Origin of the sequence: Variovorax beijingensis (assembly GCF_007828835.1) — a bacterium.
GTDB classification, from domain to species: Bacteria; Pseudomonadota; Gammaproteobacteria; order Burkholderiales; family Burkholderiaceae_C; genus Variovorax; species Variovorax beijingensis_A.
In genome coordinates, this window is sequence record NZ_VIVL01000003.1 from 324,817 (window position 1) to 341,335 (window position 16,519).

A 16,519-nucleotide genomic window follows, 5' to 3' on the forward strand; every position below is an offset into this window, starting at 1 on the left:
GGGGGTCGACGCCGCGGAAGTGCGCGCCGTTCAGGCCTCGTGGGGAAAGTCTAGGAGCGGCCCCCTGCCGCGCCTATTCGCAAGAAGGCCTAGCGCGAACGGACTAGGACCTGTTCACGCAGGAATCGCATCGATGTTGGCGCGGTCCCAGTGGCGGTGCTTGGCAATCGCGGCAATGAAGGCCTGCGCGATCTGCGTCGCCTCGCTGGTGTCGCCGAGGTTGGTGACCGGCGTGGCCGCGACGATGACGCCCGCCGGTGCATCGCCCTGCTGCGCGTTGGCACCGATGCCGAGCGTGGAGAGCAGCTGCACGCCGTCGCCCACGGTGCAGATCGCCTTGCAGTGCTTGTATGCCTCGAGCACGAAGTGCACCGCATCGCCCATGCCCGCCAGCGACGCGACGCCCTGGGCGCCGCCGGGGATCAGCACGGCATCGAACACGACCGATGGCCCGTTGGCAAAGGTCATGTCGACGTCGATCTGCCGCTTCGACGCGCTGGCGATGGTGCCCAGGCGCGCGCCCACCACCTTGCACTTGCCGCCGGCCTGCTCGAGCGCATCGCGGATCGGCTTGAGCGAGGCGGAGTCGATGCCGTCGGCCGCGAGGATCGCGATCTTTCGCGTGCGGATCGAGCCGTCGCCGCTGTCGGCCATGCTGAGCGCGGGCGACTCCTCGATGGGCAGGATCATGCGGTGCTCGCGGTAGCCCGCGCGGCCCGCGGCCGCCTTGGCGTCCGGCGCGCCGATGCCCAGCGGCTCGGCCACGCGGCGCGCAAGCTTCTCGTCGACGTGCGCCAGGTTGTCGACCATGCGCTGGCGGATGGCCGGCACGTCGACCTTGGAGAGCTCGAAGCGGAAGGCCGCAACGATGTGCTCCTTCTCGGCCGCGCTCTGGCTGTTGAAGAACAGCCGCGCCTGCGTGAAGTGGTCGTCGAAGCTCGGGCTGCGCCGCCGTACCTTGGGCGACTCGAGTTCGTCGGGATGCGGCTGGAAGCCGACGCTGCCGCCGTCGACCCTGAACTCCTTGCCGTCGCCCAGCGAGTTGGGCTCGTAGGCCACCTGGCCGCGCGCGATGGCCTGGCGGTGCATGCCGTCGCGCTGGAAGTTGTGGAACGGGCACACGCTCTTGTTGATGGGCAGCTCGTGGAAATTGGCACCGCCCAGGCGCGAGATCTGCGTGTCGGTATAGGAGAACAGGCGCCCCTGCAGCAGCGGATCGTTGCTGAAGTCGATGCCTGGCACCACGTGCCCCGGATGGAAGGCCACCTGCTCGGTCTCGGCAAAGAAGTTCTCGGGATTGCGGTTGAGCACCAGCCGGCCGATGCGCTGCACCGGCACCATCTCCTCGGGGATCAGCTTGGTGGGATCGAGCAGGTCGAAGCCGAGCGAATCGGCCTTGTCGGGCGGCACCAGCTGCACGCCGAGCTCCCACTCGGGAAAGTCGCCCTGCTCGATCGCCTCCCACAGGTCGCGGCGGTGGAAGTCCGGGTCCTTGCCCGCGACCTTCTGTGCCTCGTCCCATGCGAGGCCGTGGATGCCGAGCTTGGGCTTCCAGTGGAACTTCACGAAGTGGCTCTCGCCGCGCAGGTTCACGAAGCGGAAGGTGTGCACGCCGAAGCCTTCCATCATGCGCAGGCTGCGCGGAATGGCACGGTCGCTCATCGCCCACATCAGCATGTGGGTGCTCTCGGGCATGAGCGAGACGAAGTCCCAGAAGGTGTCGTGCGCGCTGGCGGCCTGCGGCATCTCGTGGTGCGGCTCGGGCTTCACGGCGTGGATCAGGTCGGGGAACTTCATCGCATCCTGGATGAAGAACACCGGGATGTTGTTGCCCACGAGGTCGTAGTTGCCCTCGCGGGTGTAGAACTTGACGGCAAAGCCGCGCACGTCGCGCACCGTGTCGGCCGAGCCGCGCGAGCCGGCCACGGTGGAAAAGCGCACGAAAACGGGCGTCTTCGCGTCCGGGTCCTGCAGGAAGTCGGCGCAGGTGAACTGCGACATCGACTTGTAGACCTGGAAATAGCCATGCGCCGCCGAGCCGCGCGCATGCACCGCGCGCTCGGGAATGCGCTCGTGGTCGAAGTGCGTGATCTTCTCGCGCAGGATGAAGTCTTCGAGCAGCGTGGGCCCGCGCACCCCGGCCTTGAGCGAATTGTGGTTGTCAGGGATCTGAAGACCCTGGTTGGTCGTCAGATTGGGCGCATGATCGGTTGCGAATCCATCGAGCTGCTGCTGCTTGGCATTGCTGCCGTCGGTGGCCTTCGAGCGGCGTCCGGCGGCGGCCTTGTTCTGAGGCGTCATCGAGGGTCTTTCATGGGAGGGTCAGCTTCGTTGTCGATAAAAAGGTCCAGCACGTTCACCAGCGCAATCAGGCAGATGAAGCCCGCCACGGCGGCCACCACCCAGAACAGGATTTCATCCCCCCAAGCACCGGTGAGTGAATCGAACAGCGACGACAGATCCATGATTCGCTCCAGCAGATCAGATTGAACACTCGATGCTTGCGCTGCGGCCTCCATGAAGCCACGAAAGCGGGTTCGCGGGGGCAGTTGCGAGCGAATCCAAAGGTTATGTTTTTCTCACACTGTTACCCGTAGTGGCGCCTCGCCCGCGCTTGTGGGAGAGGCGGCGTCTACGCGGTAGGAGCGCACCGACAGCGGCTGGCTGCCGCCTACGCGGGCCGGCGTGTCGGCCCGCATCCGCGCCGCAAGCGCAGCCGTACCATCGAACGCAGGCGGCACGAAGCCTGCTTGGGCATCCGTGGACCGAAGCCATTCACTCAGGGAAGAAAGAAAGAACATGCAGATCAAGATCGGTTACGACATCGAACTCGCCGTCACGGCCCCCACCGCACTGGTCTACATGCTGCATGTCCACCCCTCGCGCGCGGCGGACCTGCAGGACGGCGAGCACGTCACCCTCACGCCGCCGCTGCATACCGACTACTACATGGACGGCTTCGACAACCATTGCGCGCGCGTGCGGATTCCCGCGGGCGTGCAAAGCGTGCGGCTGCGCAACCATGCGGTGGTGTTCGATCCGGGCTGGGCCGACCCGGTGGATTTCAGCGCCGTCGAGCACACGGCAGCGGACCTGCCGGTCTCCACGCTGCCCTTCCTGCTGCCGAGCCGCTACTGCGAGGTCGACAGCGAACTGCTCGCGTTCGCCTGGAGCAACTTTTCCAGCGTGGCACCGGGCTGGCACCGCGTGCAGTCCATCTGCGACTTCGTGCACGAGCACCTGCGCTTCGACTACCAGAGCGCGCGCTCCACGCGCACCGCGCTCGAGGGGTTCCGCGAGCGCACGGGCGTGTGCCGCGACTTCGCCCACCTGGCGATCACGCTGTGCCGCTGCATGAACATTCCCGCGCGCTATGCCACCGGCTACCTGGGCGACATCGGCGTGCCGCCCGTGCCCTCCCCGATGGACTTCAGCGCCTGGTTCGAGGTGTACCTGGGCGAGCGCTGGTACACCTTCGATGCGCGCCACAACGTGCCGCGCATCGGCCGCATCGTGATTGCGCGCGGACGCGACGCGGCCGACGTGCCGATCACCATGGTGTTCGGCGCCAACTCGCTCAAGCGCTTCGAAGTGACGACCGAAGAAGTGCCGCAGTAGGTCCGCGGCTTCGCTCAGGCGGGCAGGAAGCCAAGCATCTCCATGGCAGCGCGAAGGCCGGTGCGGCTGCGCTCCATCGCGTCCCAGGGCGTGTTGCCGGTGGCCAGGCGCGGGCCGATGTTCGCCACCGTCCAGTGGGCGGCGCTGTCCAGGTCGGGCAGCTCCTCCCACGCCAGCGGCACCGACACGCCCATGCCCGGCCGCGCGCGCGCCGACCACGCGCTGACGGTGGTGGCGCCGAAGCCGTTGCGAAGATAGTCCGCGAAGATCCGGCCCACGCGGTTGCGCGGCCCGCTCTTGGCCACGAAGCGCTCGGGCACCGTGCGCGCCAGGTGCTCGACGACGGCGCGCGAGAAACCCCGCACCTCGTCCCAGCCGAACTGGCGCCGCAGCGGCACCACCACGTGCAGCCCCTTGCCGCCGCTGGTCTTGAGGAACGACGGCAGGCCGAGCTCGTCGAGCAGCACGCGCACCAGCAGCGCGGCTTCCTGCATCTGCTGCCAGTCGATGCCTTCGCCGGGGTCGAGGTCGAAGGTCATGCGGTCGGGCTTGCCGATGGCGCGCGAGGTGGCGTTCCAGGTGTGGAGTTCGACGGTGTTGAACTGCGCCGCGCCGACCAGCGCCTCGGCGGTGTCGATCTGCAGCAGCGGGTCGTGGCCCGGGTCGAGCGCAGGATCGAGCAGCCTGATGCCCGCGATGTCGCTGTGCTGCGCATGCTTCTGGAAGAACAGCTCGCCGCCCACGCCGTCGGGGGCGCGCACCAGCGCCACCGGGCGCCCCTCGAGGTGCGGCAGCATCAGCGGCGCAACACGCGCGTAGTAGGCCGCGAGATCGCCCTTGGTGAGGCCGCTGGCGGCGTCGATCACGCGCTCCGCGTGGGTGATGCGCGGCGCCTTCTGCGCCGTGGCCATGCGCCCGCTCATGCCGCGCGGCGCCGGGTGGTGGCGCTCTTGGCCGCGCTGCGCTTGCGTGCGGCGCTGCCGCTGCTGCCTTTTGCGGCGGTCTTGCCATGAGCCCGGGGCTTGGCCTTGGGCCTGGGCTTGGCCCTGGTGGCCGCTGGCGCCTCTTCTTCATCGTCGCTGTCTTCGCTGGCCGCAGCCGCCTTGCCGGCGCCACCGCCCTTGCGCAGGCTGCGCTGCAGCAGCTCGGTGAGGTCGATGATCTTTGCGCCGCGGCTCTCGAGCGCCTGGCCCTCCTCGGGCTCGATCTGGGTCACGGTCTCGGTCTGGCCCGCCGCCACCTTGCGGTCGACCAGCCGCAGGATCTCGTCCTTGAACTCGTCCTTGTAGTCGTCCGGGTCCCACTCTGCGCTCATGTCCTCGACCAGCTGCTCGGCCATCTTGATCTCGTGCTCGCGCAGCCCCGCCTTCTTCGCGTCTTCCGACGGCAGCGGGAGCTCGGTCCAGGGCCGGATGTCGGCGCCCCAGCGCAGCAGGTTCAGCACCAGCCCCGGGCCCACGGGCACGAGCGCGGCCAGGTGCTGCTTGGTCTGGATCACCACGCGCGCCACGCCGATTCGCTGGGTGCGCTGCAGCGTTTCGCGCAGCAGCGCATACACCTTGGTGCCGCGGTTGATGGGCGCCACGTAGTAGGGGCGCTCGAGATAGACGAAGGGAATGCCGTTGGCGGGCACGAAGCTCTCGATCTCGATGGTCTGCGTGGTCTTGGGGTAGGCGTCGGCAATTTCCTTGTCGCTCAGCACCACGTATTCGCCGTCTTCGTACTCGATGCCCTTGACGATGTTCTCGCGCGCGATCTCCTTGCCGGTCTTCTTGTTGATGCGCTTGTAGCCGACCGGGTCCATCGTGCGCTTGTCGAGCCAGTCGAAGTCGATGCCGTGGTCGGTGGTGGCCGAGTACAGCGCCACCGGGATGTGGACGAGGCCGAAGCTGATCGCGCCCTTCCACAGGACGCGCGGCGCGGGGGCTTTTTTCGAGACTGCCATGGGCACACTCCTTCAGCCTCGAGACTCTGCGCCGCGCGCCGCTGCGCGATGTAGGAGCGCGGCGGCGCCTGCCGTAGGGCTCACCGGCATTTTTCTCCCTCCCCTTTCGGGGGAGGGTTGGGGTGGGGGCAAGCGGCGTGTCTACCGGGCGCTCTGCCGCCCCCATCCCAGCCTTCCCCCAGAGGGGGAAGGAGCGGATGCTTCAGGCCACAGAGCCGAGCACCCGCTCGCTCGGTCGCGCGAAGTAGAACCATTCGGCGCCGGGCAGCGCGAGCGCGTTGGGAAAGACGATGAATCCGTCGTCCGGCGCGCTCACCAGCGTGCCGTCGTGGCGCATGCCGATGGGTTCGCCGCGCTGCACCGCATCGAAGGTGGCCCAGTCGCGCACGAAGCTGTCGTCCTCGTGCAGCCGGTCGGTCACGCTCGCCAGGCGCAGCAGCCGGGGCGGCGCGGGCGGCGTGCCCGCCAGGCCCCGGGGCAATGCCGCCATGCCGAGCAGCGCGAGCGCGCGGCGGATGGCGCGCCAAGCCACCTCGGGCGCCTTCGGGTCGCGGTGCTGGCCGCATTCGAGCGTGACGCCGTAGCCGCCGCAATTGCGGATGTACTCGTTGGTGCCGCGGCCGAAGTCGATCGCATCGTCGCCGACCGCGATGCCGGCGGAGCGCTGCGCGAGCCCGGCGGCGTAGATGTCGAGCCAGCCCTCCACCACGATCGGCGTGCCCAGGTGCAGCGCCAGCAGCCCTTCCTCGCTGGCGCGCGCAAAGGGCTCGAGCGTGCCGGTGTTGTCGCGCGGGCCGATCATCGCGAAGGCCTCGCCCTCGCTCTGGAAGGAATGCAGGTCGAGCAGCACGTCGTGCCGCGCGATGATGGGGCACAGCACGTTGGTGACCCGGTCTTCGTAGTCCGCGGGCGCCTCGCTCGGCTTGAACAGGCGGTTGAGGTTGCGCTCGCCTTCGCGCTGCAGGCGCCGCCGCGCCAGCGGGTTGGCGACCGGTACCAGCGTGAGCTGCCCGCGCCGCAGCCCGAAGCTGCCGCCGTCGAGCTCGGCCAGCACGCGCTCGATGCCCGCGGTGCCGCAGGTTTCGTCGCCATGCACGCCGCCGAGCACGAGCAGCCGCGGGCCCGGCTCCAGCGCGGCGAAGGTGTGGATGCGCAGGTTGTCGGTGGTTGCGGCGGCGGCAAGGGAATCGGAGGACATCCCGGCGATTATTGCGGAGGCCTTCCCCTGCGCGCAAAGCCGCTACTCCTTTCATAGCGGCGCGTCGAGCGCGGCCCGGCGTGCCGTGCCTACAGGGCGTGCCTGGCCTGTCCTACCGGCCGCGGCCGTGGCGCCATGCAGGCTCGCGGCAGATGCAGGCAGGACAGACAGACAGACACCGCGAAGGAACAGAAGGCCATGAACAGCAGCAAGCCCCGCACCAAGGATCCGGTCGAACCGAGCGACCCGCTGCGGGACGCCGGCGGCGGCAACACCAAGATCGAACAGGGCGGCGATTCGGCGCCGCGCCTGCCGCACGAGCACGACCAGTCTTCCGACAGCCAGGAAGCGCAGGACGGGCAGCCGCCCGAAGTCGGCCGCAAGGGCCACGAGGACATCGAGCGCGGCAGCGTGGACACCGACCGCGGGCCGGTGGCGGATCGCGTCTACAACGACAAGGTCAAGCGCTGACCGAAGTTCCTACTTGCGGCCCACGCCTGCAAGTTGGTCGCGCATGGACGAGATCACCGCCGCGTAGTCCTTGGCGTTGAAGATCGCGCTGCCCGCCACGAAGGTGTCGGCGCCGGCGGAAGCCACGCGCGCGATGTTGTCGGCCTTGATGCCGCCGTCCACCTCCAGGCGGATGTCGCGCCCGCTCTGCTCGATGCGCTTGCGCGCGAGTTCGATCTTGCGCAGCGCCGAATCGATGAAGCTCTGCCCGCCGAAGCCGGGGTTCACCGACATGATCAGGATCAGGTCGATGTCGTCGATGGCCCAGTCGAGCGCCTCCAGGCCCAGCCCCGGGTTGAACACCAGCCCCGCCTTGCAGCCCGCGGCCTTGATGGCCTGGATGCTGCGGTTCACGTGCGGCGAGGCGTCGGGGTGGAAGCTGATGTAGTCGGCGCCCGCTTCGGCGAAGGAGGCGGCCAGCGCGTCGACCGGCTGGATCATCAGGTGCACGTCGATCGGCACCGCCTCGCCGTCGGCCGTTTTGGCGTAGGGCTTGAGGGCCTTGCAGATCATCGGGCCGAAGGTCAGGTTCGGCACGTAATGGTTGTCCATCACGTCGAAATGGATCCAGTCGGCGCCGGCGGCGATGACCTTGGTCAGTTCGTCGCCCAGGTGGGCGAAATCGGCCGAGAGAATGGAGGGGGCGATGCGGAACGGCGTGCTGCTCATGCGCCGATTGTCGCAGCGGGCGGAAAACCCGGAAAGCAGTGCAAGAGAAGGCTCCAGTTACCATCGCGCGCATGCCGCACAGCCCCATCCGCATCCAGGTCGAACCGCGCTATCTCGCAGACCAGTCCTCGCCCAAGGACAAGATCTACACCTTCGCCTATACCGTCACCGTGACCAACGAGGGCGAGACCAGCGCCCAGCTCATCGCCCGCCACTGGCTCATCAACGACGCCTCGGGCCATGCGCAGGAGGTCAAGGGCCTGGGCGTGATCGGCCAGCAGCCGCTGCTGGCGCCGGGCGAATCGTTCCGCTACACCAGCGGCTGCCGCCTGCAGGCGCCCAGCGGCACCATGCACGGCAGCTACTTCATGGTGACCGAGGACGGCGAGCGCTTCGACGTGCCGATCCCGATGTTCGTGCTGGAGGCCGACATCGGCGGGACCCCCGTTTCACGGGTGCTTCACTAGTACTCCCCCAGGCTTCGCGCACTTCGTGTCGCTTCTCCCTCCCCCTCGCCGGGGGCAACACCAGCGGCCCGGCAAAGCCGGTTCCGCGGTGCACTTGGCTCGCCCCCAGTCTTCGCGCACTTCGTGTCGCTTCGCCAACCCCCTACCGGGGGCAACACCAGCGGCCCGGCAAAGCCGGTTCCGCGGTGTTCCTGGTCTGATTACATTTTTTGTTCTTTTATCAAATGGCTGCTGCATCGCTTGACCTGCAGGGGCTGCTGGCCCGGCTCGATCCGACGGCGGACGTGGCGCAGCGCCACATCTGGCTGATCGACGTCTTCGACTGGCTGCGCGGCGACCGCGCCTCGCCGCAGGCTGCGGTGGGACGCGTGTCGCTGCTGCTCGACGCGGTCGAGGCGCGTCCCGAATTGCGCGAGCGCCTGCGCGCATGGTGGCGCGCCTTCACGCGGGCGGTCGACCTGACCGCGCTGCTCGCGGACTACGGCTTTGCGCCGCGCACCGCCTTCGTGAGCGAACTCACCGAACGGCTGCGCCGCAAGATCCTGCCCGGCACGCCCGAGACCACCGATGCCTCGGATCTTTTCCGCATGGTGCTGCCCGGCGCGTTCGATGCGGGCTGGATCGCGCTGCTGGACGACGTACAGCTCGCGCGCATTGGCACTCTGCTGGCCGACGCCGCGCTCGACGACGACGGCACCCCGCGCTGGCGCCACACCGTGATGGACGCCGTCACCTACTGCAGCAGCCAGGTGGTGGCGGCCGGCTTCTCGCCCGAATTGCGGCTGCGCATGAGCGCCGCGAGCGAGAGCCGCGCCTTCCATGCGCTGATGTCCGACCTCGACGCGCTGCGCGAGCAGATGTTCCGCGCCCCTCGCGACGAAGACGCGCTGCAGGCTGCGTTCGTGGCCTTCCGCGACCGGCTCGACGCCTGCCGTGCCAGCGCCTCCTCGGTCTACGCGCACCTGGAAGACAACGGCATCTCGGTCGGCCTGGTGTTCCGGCTGCGCCAGCTGCGCGAGCGGGTGCTGCGCATCCGCGAACTGCTCGATTGCCTGGTGTCGGCCACGCCCGCGCCCAGCGTGGCACGGCTGGTGGGCCGCCTGGTGCTGGCCGGCGGCGAACGCAACAGCATCCGCGCGCTGATCGCGTCGAACTCGTCGATGCTGGCGGCCAAGGTGACCGAGCGCAGCGCCGAGACCGGCGAGCACTACATCACGCGCGACCGCGCCAGCTACCTGCAGATGGTGCGCAAGGCGGCGGGCGGCGGCGCGCTCACCGCGCTGACGGTGCTGCTCAAGTTCGGCATCTATTCGCTCGCCCTGTCGGCTTTCTGGAGCGGACTCTGGTCGGGCCTGATGTACGCCGCGAGCTTCGTCGCGATCCAGCTGCTGCACCTGACGCTGGCCACCAAGCAGCCCGCGATGACGGCGCCCGCCATGGCGGCGCGGCTGCGCGACATCAAGACCGATGCCGCGGTGGCCGATTTCGTCGACGAAGTGGCCAACCTGGTGCGTTCGCAGGTGGCGGCCGTGCTGGGCAACGTGGGGGTGGTGGTGCCCGCGATGCTGGCGCTCGCCCTGCTGGTGCAGTTCGCGCTCGGCCGGCCGCTGCTGGACGCAGCGCACGCCGCGGCCACGCTGCAATCACTCTCGCTACTGGGCCCCACCGCGCTCTTCGCGGCCATGACCGGCGTGCTGCTGTTCGCGGCGAGCATCGTCGCGGGCTGGACAGAAAACGCCTTTGTCCTGCATCGCCTGGACTCCGCCATGCGTTACAACCCTCGCATCGGCGCTTTCCTGGGTGCCGCCCGCGCCCGCCGGTGGGCCACCTTCATGCGCACGAACATATCGGGCTTTGCCTCCAACATTTCGCTCGGGCTCATGCTCGGCCTGCTGCCCGCAATCGCGGGTTTCTTCGGGCTCGGGCTGGACGTGCGCCACGTGACACTGTCGGCCGGGCAGATCGCGGCCGCCGCGGCCTCCATCGGCACGGCGGTACTCCAGCAGCCTGCGCTGTGGTGGGCGGTGGCGGCCATCCCGGTGATCGGCGCGCTCAATGTGAGCGTGAGTTTCTATTTCGCATTCAGGCTGGCGCTGCGTGCGCACAGCGTCAGCCTGGGTGACCGTGCACGCATCCGCAGCGCCATCCGGGCGCGCTGGCGCAGCCGGCCCATCAGCTTTTTTCTACCTGCATGAACCTGACGAATCTCATCAACGATCTGCTGGGCTTCTGGTCCGAGTGGCTGCGCCCTTCGGCGGGCCTGCCCACCGTGCTGTGGTCGCTGCTGCTGGCCGCGGCCGCGGCCTCCGGCCATCTGGTGCAGCGCTACCTGGGCCTGCCCAAGGTGGTGGGCTATTCGATGGTGGGCGCGGTGGCCGGCCTGGCCGGCTTCGAGGGCGCGATCTGGCCGCTGCGCGGCATCAGCCTGTTCCTGCTGGAGCTCGGCGCGGCCGTGGTGCTGTTCGAGGCCGGCGGCCGGCTGCCGCTGCGCTGGTTCCGCCACAACCCGATGGTGCTGGTGCAGAGCCTGCTCGAAGCCACGCTCACCTACTTCGGCGTGTTCTGGATGCTGCAGCTGCTGGGCCTGCCCGATCCGGTGGCCAACCCGATCGCGCTGATGGCCATCGTCGCCTCGCCCGCGGTGCTGAGCCGCGTGATCATCGACACCCGCGCCTCGGGCCCGGTAACCGAGCGCGCCATGACATTGGCCACGCTCAACACCTTCTATGCGCTGGCGCTCGGCTATGCGCAGGCCGGCCTGATCGAGCGGGCGCCGCAGACGCTGCTGCAGAAGCTCTATCCGGTGGCGGTGGTGCTGGGCCTGTCGTTCGTGGTCGGCGGCATCCTCGCGCTGGCGCTGCGCACGGCGCTGCGCTTCATGAGCCCCACGAGCGAGAACACCTCGATCCTGCTGCTCGCGCTGATTGCGGCCGCCAGCGCGCTCACGGCCCACGTCGGCGGTTCGGCGCCGCTGGCCGCGCTGATCGGCGGGGTGCTGCTCAAGACGCTGAATCCCAAGCCCTGGGCCTGGCAGCGGCAGCTCGGCACGGCTTCGTCGCTGCTCACCATGCTGATGTTCGTGCTGGTGTCCATCGTGGCGGCGCAGGCCGACTGGACCCTGCCCGTGGCCAGCGTGGTGCTGGCGGTGATCGGCATCCGCCTGTTCGCCAAGATCGCCGGCGTGGCCATTGCCAACCCGGGCAGCGGCGCCAGCTGGAACCAGGCCTTCTGGGTCGGCTGCGCGATGTCGCCGCTGTCGTCGATCGCGCTGCTCATCGCCTCGAACTTCACCACCGCGTCGCCGTTGCTCGGCACCATGATCACGCAGGTGGCCCTGCCCTCGATTCTCCTGATGGAAGTGATGGGCGCCGTGCTCGCCACCGTGGCCATCCACGCGGTGGGCGAAAGCTCGGTGCCCTGGACGCCCCAGGCCTTCAGCACCACGGAGGACACGCAGCGATGACCGCGGCCATGGCTTTTCCCGACAGCGACGACTTCCGCTCGCCCGCCCTGCCCGCGGACCCCGCGAGCCGCGTGGTCAAGCTCGAGCCTTTCAACCGCTCCGAAGCGCTGTCGCTCGGCGTGGAGCTCGAGCTGCAGCTCGTCAACACGCACGACTACGACCTGGCCCCCTATGCGGAAGACATGCTGCGGCTGATGGCGCAGACCCCGCTGCCCGGCAGCGTGGTGCCCGAGATGACCTCGAGCATGATCGAGATCTCGACCGACATCTGCCATTCGGCGCAGGACGTGATCACGCAGCTCTCGCCGATCCGCGAGGCGCTCATCAGGAACGCCGACAAGCTCAACATCGCGGTGGTGGGCGGCGGCACGCATGCCTTCCAGCAGTGGCACGAGCGGCGCATCTACGACAAGCCGCGCTTTCGCGAGCTGTCCGAGCTGTACGGCTACCTGAGCAAGCAGTTCACCATCTTCGGCCAGCACGTGCACATCGGCTGCCCCGATGCCGATGCGGCGCTGCTGATGCTGCACCGCATGTCGCGCTACATCCCGCACTTCATTGCGCTGTCGGCCTCGTCGCCGTTCGTGCAGGGGCAGGACACGCAGTTCGACTCGGCGCGCCTGAACTCGGTGTTCGCGTTCCCGCTCTCGGGCCGCGCACCCTTCACCTTGAGCTGGAAGGAGTTCGAAGCCTACTTCGAGCGCATGACCCGCACAGGCGTCGTGCGCAGCATGAAAGACTTTTATTGGGACATCCGGCCCAAGCCCGAGTTCGGCACCATCGAGATCCGCGTGTTCGACACGCCGCTCACCGTCGAGCGCGCGGCCGCGCTCGCGGGCTACGTGCAGTCGCTCGCCGCGTGGTTCCTGCAGGAGCAGCCCTTCGAGCCGACCGAGGACGACTACCTCGTCTACACCTACAACCGCTTCCAGGCCTGCCGCTTCGGGCTCGATGCGGTGTACGTGGACCCGGCCAGCGGCCAGCACATGCCGCTGCGCGACCACATCCTCATGACCATGACGCAGCTCGAATGGCACAGCGAGGCGCTCAACGCTACGCAGGCGCTCGGCGAACTGCGCACCAGCGTGGAAGCCAACCGCAACGACGCGCGCTGGCTGCGCGAGAAGCAGGGCAAGGAGCGCCTGCTGGCCGAGGTGGTGCGGCAGGCGGCGCTGCGCTTTCGCGGCGGGGCCTAGGCTCCCTGGGAGAACTGCCTGCGATAGGCCGTGGGCGACACCTTGAACGCCGCCGCGAAGTGCTTTCGCAGCGACACCGCCGAGCCGAAGCCCACGTCGCCGGCCACGCGTTCGATCGGGCGGTCGGTGGTCTCCAGCAGCCGCTGCGCGAGCGCGAGGCGCTGGTTCTGCAGCCACTGGCCGACCGTGGTGCCGGTGGCCTCGCGAAAGCGCCGCGTGAAGGTGCGCCGGCTCATGAGCGCGCGCCGCGCGAGGCTGTCGAGCTCATGCGGGCTCTGGAGGTGGCGGCCCAGCCATTCGAGCAGCGGCGCAAGCCGGTCGCCGTCGGCCGCGGCGGGCATCGGCTGGCGGATGTACTGGGCCTGCCCGCCCTGGCGGTGCGGCGCCACGACCATGCGGCGCGCGGCACGGTTCGCCGCCTCGGCGCCATGGCGCACGCGCAGCAGGTGCAGGCAGCAGTCGATGCCCGCGGCCGTGCCGGCCGAGGTGAGCACGTCGCCATCGTCGACATACAGCACCTCGGGCTGCAGCCTGACCTTCGGATATTGCCTGGCAAAGGCTTCGGCCAGGTTCCAGTGCGTGGTGGCCGGCCGGCCGTCCAGCAGGCCCGCCTCGGCCAGCACGAAGGCGCCCAGGCACAGCCCGACCACGATGGCGCCGCGCCGATGCGCCGCCTGCAGCGCGCGGATCAGCGCCGGCGGTGCGGGCCGGCCGTCGTCGCACCAGGAGGGCACGATCACGATCTGCGCGCGCCGGATGGCTTCGAGCCCGTGCGGCACCACCAGCGTGAAGCCCGCATTGGTATGCAGCGGGCCCGGCTCGGTGCCGCACACCTGCAGTCGAAAACGCAGGTCGCCCGCCTCGGTGCGGTCCTCGCCGAAGACCATGCACGGCACGGACAGGTGAAAGGGACTGATGCCGTCGAAGGCGACGACGGCGACGACGGCGATGGTTTCCGCGGTTTTTCTGGCCATGGCCCGATTTTATCGATGAATGGCTTTCGGGCCACTTTCTCCCAGGGGCTCCAGCGCGAACAATTGCGCCATCCCAACCACTTGCAACACGGAGCCACCACCATGAGCAACCATCCCGCACCGCGCCGAGCCCTTGTCGTGATCGACGTGCAGAACGAATACTTCGAAGGCGGCGGACTGCCCATCGAGTACCCGCCGGTCGAAAGCTCGCTGCCGAAGATCGCGCAGGCCATGGACGCTGCCCGCGCGGCCGGCACGCCGGTGGTCGTGGTGCAGCACCACGCACCCAAGGGCGCGCCGGTGTTCCAGGCCGATGCGCACAACGGCCAGCTGCATCCTGAAATTGCCAGGCGGCCGCACGACCACCTCGTGACCAAGGCCTTCCCGAGCGTCTTCACCGGCACCGACTTCGCCGACTGGATCGCGCGCCACCAGATCGACACGCTCAGCGTGGCGGGCTACATGACCCACAACTGCGATGCGTCCACCGTGTTCGAGGCCATGCACCGCGGGCTCAACGTGGAGTTCCTGTCGGACGCGAGCGGCGCGCTGCCCTATGAGAATGCGGCCGGCCGCGTGAGCGCCGAAGAGATCCACCGCGTCTTCAGCGTCGTGTTCCACAGCAACTTCGCGGCCGTGACGACGACCGAGGCCTGGATCGCGGCGCTGCAGGCCGGCCAGCCGATCGAGAAGGACAACGTGGTGATGTCGAACCGGCGCGCGCGGGGCTGAGCGTTCCAGCGCTTATGCTCACCCCATGGGTGAATTCGACCTGATCACACGCTACTTCCAGCGCCCCGCCACGCGCTCCCCGCTCGGCGTGGGCGACGACTGCGCCTTGCTCGCACCCGCGCCCGGCATGCAGCTTGCCGTGTCCTGCGACATGCTGGTCGAGGGCCGGCACTTTCTCTCGACCGTCGATCCCTCGCGGCTCGGCCACAAGGCGCTGGCGGTGAACCTCAGCGACCTGGCGGCCTGCGGCGCGAAGCCGCTGGCCTTCACGCTCGCGCTCGCGCTGCCCGGTGTCGACGAGCCCTGGCTCGAAGCTTTTTCGCGCGGCCTGTTCGCACTGGCCGACGAACACGGCTGCGAGCTGGTGGGCGGCGACACCACGCGCGGCCCGCTCAACATCTGCATCACCGTGTTCGGCGAAGTGCCGGCCGGCGCGGCGCTGCTGCGCTCGGGCGCGCACGCCGGCGACGACATCTGGGTCAGCGGGACGCTCGGCGATGCGCGGCTGGCGCTCGAAGCGTTCCGCGGCACGCTCGCGCTGCCTGCCGACGTGTTCGCGCAGGCGCGCAGGCGCATGGAGCAGCCCACGCCGCGCGTGGCGCTGGGCCAGGCGCTGCGCGGCACGGCCTCCGCGGCGGTGGACGTGAGCGACGGCCTCGTGGGCGACCTGGGCCACATCCTCGCGTCGAGCAAGGTGGGCGCCACGCTCGATGCCGACGCGGCCACCGGCCTGATCGCCGCCGCCGCGGCCTCCGGCCTCGGCACCGAGATCCTTCGCACCTGCGCCCTTTCAGGCGGCGACGACTACGAACTGGTCTTCACCGCGCCGACCGCCGCACGCGCGGCGGTCGAACAGGCCGGCAAGGAAAGCGCCACGCGCGTGGCGCGCATCGGCCGCATCGACGCCGAAGCCGGCCTGCGCATCGTGGATGCCGGCGGCACGCCGGTATCGCAGCGCTTCGGCTCCTTCGACCACTTCGTCTGATCAGGACCCCCGGACCATCGCCTGCATCCTGGCTTGGGCGGCGTTGATGTCCTTCGACTGGCCATTGAGTTCCTGCAGCATCTTGTTGAGCTGCGCCTGCACGGCCGGATCGCTCACGGTCACGGACGCGCCCGAGACCTGGACCTTCGACTTGTTCTGCTCGAGGTAGTCGCCCAACGCGAGCGCGCCGTCGAACACCTTGTCGAGCGCCGGGAACACCTCCTTGAAAGTGGCGGCCGGCGCCGACACGGTTTTTTCGTAGGCCTTGTCGTAGACCTGCTTCAGGTCGTCGGGCTGCTTGAGCTTCGCATGCGCGGCATCGGCCTTGGCCAGCTCCTGGTCGAGTGCGGTGCGCAGGCCGCGCAGGCCGTCCTTGGCGGCCTTGAGGTCGTCGCGGCGCGACGCCAGGTCGGCGATCGAGCGCAGCGCGCCCTTGGCCATGACCTGGCCCATCGGCTGGCTGACCGACTTGTTCATGCCCTCGTTGAAGTCGGCGATCACCGCATAGTGCTGCGCATAGTCGCCGAAGGAGGCCTTCTCCTCGGCATTGGGCGTGGGCACGCGCAGGCCGGGCTTGTCGAGCACCCGGGCCTGCAGGAAGGCGATGAAGGCGGTGCGTTGCTCGGCCTCCTTGTTGCCGCAGGCCGCGAGCAGAAAGCTGAACGCGAGGCACAGCCACAACGCGTTGAAACGGACCAGGGTTCTTTTCATGATGAAGAGGCTTTCGCGCTTGGATGGGCCGCCGAGCATACGATGGCCGAT

The 16,519-nt window shown here is 68.9% G+C and carries 16 protein-coding genes; 8 read left to right on the forward strand and 8 right to left on the reverse strand.

Annotated elements, in window-relative coordinates; genetic code table 11:
• Nucleotides 1-114 precede the first annotated feature (114 nt).
• Nucleotides 115-2,301 carry a catalase gene (locus FB547_RS12050; RefSeq protein ID WP_145742483.1) on the reverse strand — a complete coding sequence of 729 codons (2,187 nt, stop codon included), beginning with the start codon at nucleotides 2,299-2,301 and terminating at the stop codon, nucleotides 115-117.
• A complete protein-coding gene (locus FB547_RS33295; RefSeq protein WP_021005272.1) occupies nucleotides 2,298-2,465 on the reverse strand; it encodes a hypothetical protein in 168 nt (55 codons plus the stop codon). The genes FB547_RS12050 and FB547_RS33295 overlap by 4 nt, the downstream gene beginning before the upstream one ends.
• A gap of 334 nt (nucleotides 2,466-2,799) precedes the next feature.
• Here FB547_RS33295 and FB547_RS12055 point away from each other — a divergent pair, with 334 nt between their 5' ends.
• On the forward strand, nucleotides 2,800-3,618 hold the full coding sequence (locus tag FB547_RS12055; protein WP_145742485.1) for a transglutaminase-like domain-containing protein: 819 nt from the start codon (nucleotides 2,800-2,802) through the stop codon (nucleotides 3,616-3,618).
• A gap of 14 nt (nucleotides 3,619-3,632) precedes the next feature.
• Here FB547_RS12055 and ligD read toward each other — a convergent pair whose 3' ends face one another.
• The 3 genes from ligD to FB547_RS12070 form a co-directional block, all read right to left on the reverse strand.
• Nucleotides 3,633-4,541 carry a non-homologous end-joining DNA ligase gene (ligD, locus tag FB547_RS12060; protein WP_145742487.1) on the reverse strand — a complete coding sequence of 303 codons (909 nt, stop codon included), beginning with the start codon at nucleotides 4,539-4,541 and terminating at the stop codon, nucleotides 3,633-3,635.
• Nucleotides 4,538-5,563, reverse strand: coding sequence for a Ku protein (locus FB547_RS12065; protein WP_145742489.1), 1,026 nt, complete (start codon nucleotides 5,561-5,563; stop codon nucleotides 4,538-4,540). The genes ligD and FB547_RS12065 overlap by 4 nt, the downstream gene beginning before the upstream one ends.
• A 202-nt stretch (nucleotides 5,564-5,765) precedes the next feature.
• On the reverse strand, nucleotides 5,766-6,761 hold the full coding sequence (locus tag FB547_RS12070; protein ID WP_145742491.1) for a succinylglutamate desuccinylase/aspartoacylase family protein: 996 nt from the start codon (nucleotides 6,759-6,761) through the stop codon (nucleotides 5,766-5,768).
• Between the two features lie 198 nt (nucleotides 6,762-6,959).
• Between FB547_RS12070 and FB547_RS12075 the strand changes: the two genes are divergently transcribed.
• A complete protein-coding gene (locus FB547_RS12075; protein ID WP_145742492.1) occupies nucleotides 6,960-7,232 on the forward strand; it encodes a hypothetical protein in 273 nt (90 codons plus the stop codon).
• Between the two features lie 9 nt (nucleotides 7,233-7,241).
• On the opposite strand, the gene rpe is transcribed toward FB547_RS12075, so the two are convergent.
• The gene (rpe, locus tag FB547_RS12080) at nucleotides 7,242-7,940 is read right to left on the reverse strand and encodes a ribulose-phosphate 3-epimerase (protein WP_145742494.1); all 699 of its coding nucleotides are present in this window, start codon (nucleotides 7,938-7,940) and stop codon (nucleotides 7,242-7,244) included.
• A gap of 71 nt (nucleotides 7,941-8,011) precedes the next feature.
• Between rpe and apaG the strand changes: the two genes are divergently transcribed.
• From apaG to FB547_RS12100, 4 genes are all read left to right on the forward strand, one after another.
• Nucleotides 8,012-8,407: a Co2+/Mg2+ efflux protein ApaG gene (gene apaG, locus FB547_RS12085; RefSeq protein WP_145742496.1), complete on the forward strand. Its 396-nt coding sequence runs from the start codon at nucleotides 8,012-8,014 to the stop codon at nucleotides 8,405-8,407.
• Between the two features lie 224 nt (nucleotides 8,408-8,631).
• Nucleotides 8,632-10,602 carry a site-specific recombinase gene (locus FB547_RS12090; RefSeq protein ID WP_145742497.1) on the forward strand — a complete coding sequence of 657 codons (1,971 nt, stop codon included), beginning with the start codon at nucleotides 8,632-8,634 and terminating at the stop codon, nucleotides 10,600-10,602.
• Nucleotides 10,599-11,870 carry a cation:proton antiporter gene (locus tag FB547_RS12095; protein WP_124958569.1) on the forward strand — a complete coding sequence of 424 codons (1,272 nt, stop codon included), beginning with the start codon at nucleotides 10,599-10,601 and terminating at the stop codon, nucleotides 11,868-11,870. Before FB547_RS12090 ends, FB547_RS12095 begins: the two co-directional genes overlap by 4 nt.
• Nucleotides 11,867-13,066, forward strand: coding sequence for a YbdK family carboxylate-amine ligase (locus FB547_RS12100; protein ID WP_145742499.1), 1,200 nt, complete (start codon nucleotides 11,867-11,869; stop codon nucleotides 13,064-13,066). Before FB547_RS12095 ends, FB547_RS12100 begins: the two co-directional genes overlap by 4 nt.
• Here FB547_RS12100 and FB547_RS12105 read toward each other — a convergent pair.
• Complete coding sequence (locus FB547_RS12105; RefSeq protein ID WP_145742501.1) at nucleotides 13,063-14,040, reverse strand: GlxA family transcriptional regulator; 978 nt, start codon at nucleotides 14,038-14,040, stop codon at nucleotides 13,063-13,065. The two genes, FB547_RS12100 and FB547_RS12105, sit on opposite strands and share 4 nt — an antisense overlap.
• Nucleotides 14,041-14,142: 102 nt before the next feature.
• On the opposite strand from FB547_RS12105, the gene FB547_RS12110 reads away from it, so the two are divergent.
• Complete coding sequence (locus FB547_RS12110; RefSeq protein WP_145742503.1) at nucleotides 14,143-14,772, forward strand: isochorismatase family protein; 630 nt, start codon at nucleotides 14,143-14,145, stop codon at nucleotides 14,770-14,772.
• A 25-nt stretch (nucleotides 14,773-14,797) separates the two neighbouring features.
• Entirely contained in the window at nucleotides 14,798-15,757 is a 960-nt protein-coding gene (gene thiL / locus FB547_RS12115) for a thiamine-phosphate kinase (RefSeq protein WP_145742505.1), read from the forward strand.
• On the opposite strand, the gene FB547_RS12120 is transcribed toward thiL, so the two are convergent.
• Nucleotides 15,758-16,468, reverse strand: a complete 711-nt coding sequence (locus FB547_RS12120) for a DUF3053 domain-containing protein (protein ID WP_145742508.1) — start codon at nucleotides 16,466-16,468, stop codon at nucleotides 15,758-15,760.
• Between the last annotated feature and the right edge of the window lie 51 nt (nucleotides 16,469-16,519).